At 39.3% G+C, this 4,011-nt stretch carries 1 protein-coding gene and 1 pseudogene; one reads left to right on the top strand and one right to left on the bottom strand.

Features of this window, described 5'->3' with window-relative positions; genetic code table 11:
* The first annotated feature begins 90 nt into the window (after positions 1-90).
* On the top strand, positions 91-471 hold the full coding sequence (locus RMO55_RS22375) for a pentapeptide repeat-containing protein (RefSeq protein WP_396134437.1): 381 nt from the start codon (positions 91-93) through the stop codon (positions 469-471).
* A gap of 159 nt (positions 472-630) precedes the next feature.
* Here the strand turns inward: RMO55_RS22375 and RMO55_RS22370 are convergent.
* Positions 631-2,889: pseudogene (locus tag RMO55_RS22370) on the bottom strand (DNA/RNA non-specific endonuclease); the annotation flags it as partial.
* Positions 2,890-4,011 lie beyond the last annotated feature (1,122 nt).

Below are 4,011 nucleotides of genomic sequence, written 5' to 3'. Positions count from 1 at the left end.
TATGCTGCTGGGGAGAGAGAGTTTCCAGATGTCTGGATTGGAGCGGATGAAGCTGTCGATCTCAGTGGATGTGACCTCAGTGGGATTACTTTGGAAAGGAGTTTCTTGGCTGATGTCAAAATGAACGGAGCTATTATCCGCAATGCCAATCTGAGAGAGACGTATTTGCAGTTTTTCATTTGGAGTGATGTCGATTTTACTGGAAGTGACTTTAGTGTCTCTGTTGATTATGATAGCTCCCTGACTTGCAGTTCTTGGTTTAGAAGATGTAATTTTACCGATACTATCTGGGCTAACACCTATTTGGATGAAGTTAACTTTGTCGAATGCAACTTTACTAATGTCAATTTTATTAATGTCGGCTGTTTGAATGTTACTTTCAGCAGGTGCATTTTCACTGGAGCTAGCAAGGATGGTCTCTACAATGACTGGAGCTTTGGTAACAGGTTCATTGATTTCATTGATGAATGAAGTGCTAAGAGAGGTTGTGGTATCTGCCAATAGTGGAGCACTGTTTGGTCTATACTTTAAAGTACCATTAATTTTACTAGCTTGAATCTCAGAAAGATTACTTAGAAAGTTATAACTAAATCCTCCTGGAGTATTCGGATTAGATATCTTATCTTGAAGTGATTCGATCGAGCCAGCATATTGATTCCACGTTCCTGGTATATTAGTATTGTTTAGATATACTCCTAAACTTTCATAATCAGGTAAAACACTTTGCGATCGATCTACAGTTAATATTACTTTCCATATATGGGTTGGTAAAGAAATCAATGGAGATGTCGCATCAAAGATTCCCTTGTATTTTTGAGAGGGCAATAAAGATGATGAATCATAATTATCATCGATACCAGCAATCAGATAAGTATCTAATCTAGGAATACTTGTAAAAGGTTTGCGAATATACTGTTCCAGAGATCTCCAAATACCTTGGTTATTATTTGATTGTTGTGGGATAAGATTAGATGTTAAAAATGTGGCGAGCAGATCTTTCTTGCTACGGCTACGATCTTCTACAGCAGATAGATGCCCTCGATCGGTATCAAAGAGTTTATTTGGCAGTATTTGGTTAGAATCTGGAGGGTTTTGAGGATCGTAATTACCAGATTTATAGTAATATTTAGATCCTTGATCATCTTGATAGTAAATTTCTCCTTGTGTAGTTGGATCTGGATTTAGTTGATAGTATTTAGCATAAGTTCTGTTGCCAGCCGCATTTTCCCTATAGCTATCAATACGTTGATGATCTTGACTCAAGACAAAAATATTGATGCTAGTATCGAGTGGATCTTCGCCCTTGTATACAAAGTTTCCTTGCTCGTCCTTCTCCCAATTTTGAATACTTTGACCATCTTGAATTTGCCTTAAATAGTTACTCTCATAATTAGCATCTGTAATTTGTGGAGTTATATTATTGGCGGCTAGTTCTGGATCTGAAGCAAATCCAGCAAATACTGGACGGTTAGCGTTACCACTCCAAGATTTATTGACTTTCCAAGCAACCCAATTAATCGTATTTTTGCTCTGATTATAGGACAAAGTATATTGAGGCTTTTCGATTAAGTAGTTATTTGGGTCTGCATCGATACCATTTCTCGCATTAGTAGGATTCCCCCACTTGAGAGCTTCACTCTTGAAGAAGACATTATCCAAGTAGATTGCATTAGTTGCACTAGTTGCCGCAATGTCAGTTGTAATTTTTATCTTGACAGATTTCCCTCTTAAACTTGGATCGACATTGACATGAAATGTCTCAAAGCCGCTAACACCATAACCCAACCGATAAATATCTGCTTCATAGCTAGAAGGAATATTTGCATTGTAAGTTGTACCATCTACTCTAGTTCTAGGAGATTTAGCAGTAGAGTTTTTGGCATTTTCTAGTTTAATAATTTCTGACTGAGAGTTTGAAGAATTACCAACTTCCTCAATTGTGACTGTCACACTACCAAAATTATCCTTTGATGTAGAATCAATAGGAGCATACAAATCTAATCGCAGCACACCCCAATCGGGAACCACCGATAGATTATGAGTTAGAGTATCCCCATTATTTAACTTAATTGCATAATTATTAGCATATACATCAAGATCTGGAGATGTATTCGGTAAAATATCCGACCATTTTTTTAGATTAAATTGAGTGTTAGAAACACTTGGAGAAGAACTAGACAACAACCAACCAGGAATAGGTTCGGTAGCCTTACGTAACTGTACGTCAAAATTGCCGTTAAACACAGTCGGAACCGCATAATCCCCACGTTGCCGTATAGTTGCGGAATTATCATACTTAATCGGAGTACGCGGAGTTAAATTCACTGGTAAACTACCCCGCCGCGAATAACCACCACCAATCGCCGAATAATACCAACCAGTACCCACACCCTCCCATTGTCCATCTGGATCGCCATGCGATACCCCATTTAACTGAGAAGAAGTAGGATCGAGTGCCTCTAAATTATTTGTATACCAAGGAACATAAGTCGAATTATCATAAAAGACATCCTGACTAAAATCACCCTTGCGTCTGAAGATGCGCGTACCAAAAGCAGTATTATTCTCATCCAGACTCACATCAGCAGTCCCAGCATACCAAGCCAAAGCATTATGATGAGGATCTTTCCCATTCACTAAATCTTCGATCGTGAATCCCGCATAGCCACTTAAATCGACATTCACATCTGCTCGACTTGAGATACTATTATTGAGATCTAACCATCCTGGCGGAATATTATTCTCTAATTTACGCCCTTCAAATTTGTCGGCAGCAGTTGTCTGATAATAATTATCAGCAAAAGTAACATTATCCCAAACCTGTACCTGTGGATCGAAATAATTTACCTGATTAAATTGTGCAAAATCATGAACGTCGATCGTCGTCATCTGAAGATCGCCTCTGAGGACTGTATTAGTATCGGGATCTCGATAAACACCACCAGCATGAGGGAAATAAGTTCCCAATCGCTGAATCACCTCACTGTTCACCACAGCACCGCGTCCGTGTCCGATAAAGTGTAACGGCGACTCCAATAGTGCATCCTTAACATTGCCAGTATAAGACTGATTTAAACTCGCTAAGGCGGCAAAGAAATTATCCGCCGCTGCTTCAGCAAAACCACTACTCTCAGCATCAGAATTTACACTCCAATTATCAATTAAAATCAATGGCGCACCAAACTTAGTTGGTCGAGAGTTAGTCAGTGAACTATATTCTGCTAATGGTGCCGTCCAAGTATTATCGGTAGGATTGTAGACTAAAATCGTGCCATTATCGCGCTCGCTTTCAAAATTATGCGCAATCCCCTTGGCAATTTCTAGTGATTTTTGGACTCCAGCTAAATCGCCAGCCGAGTTATTACTATCAGGAGTAATTATAGTAACAGAGCTAAAAGTTTTAAAGGGATTGGTTTTAGGTTGATGTTGGGGAACTATAAACTCTCCACCATCAAAGCGACCACGATCGCCCGTATTCGCACTGACATATTCACCTTGCCAATAATATTTCTGTCCAGCAGTTAAATTTAATACATCGAGCGCAATTTGATTGCCAGGTAACTCTTCTGGACTTAATAGTTGACCGCCAATATACCATAGACCCTCGTTGTTGGCATAGTCGGTTAACTTCCATGTCAGCGTAAAGACTCGATTGTAATTATAGTCTTTAGTGCCATTGCGATCGGTGTAGAGTTCTGTTTCTGGAGCTTGAGATGGACGAAGGACGAATCCTTCATCCCCAATCGCCAATCCTTCATCTTGAGGGAAAGTACTAATCGTGAGATTGACTTCAGAATTAACGATTTCATTAGCAATTGCAGCAGCCACTAAAACGATCCCTATCACAGCGAATCCAATTAGCTCTAGATCTGGTATGGGGCCAGGAATAACTATACCAGCCTGATTTATAACATCTTTATCAACTAAGACTAAATCTTTATTGCCGTAGGCAATACTATCTTTAAAGCCCATCAAATGTTCGGTAGTAGAGATTGATGGTAAAGTGCTAAG

Source organism: Chamaesiphon sp. VAR_48_metabat_135_sub, assembly GCF_031418915.1.
Lineage (GTDB): Bacteria > Cyanobacteriota > Cyanobacteriia > Cyanobacteriales > Chamaesiphonaceae > Chamaesiphon.
This window is presented reverse-complemented; position numbering and strand designations above follow the sequence as displayed.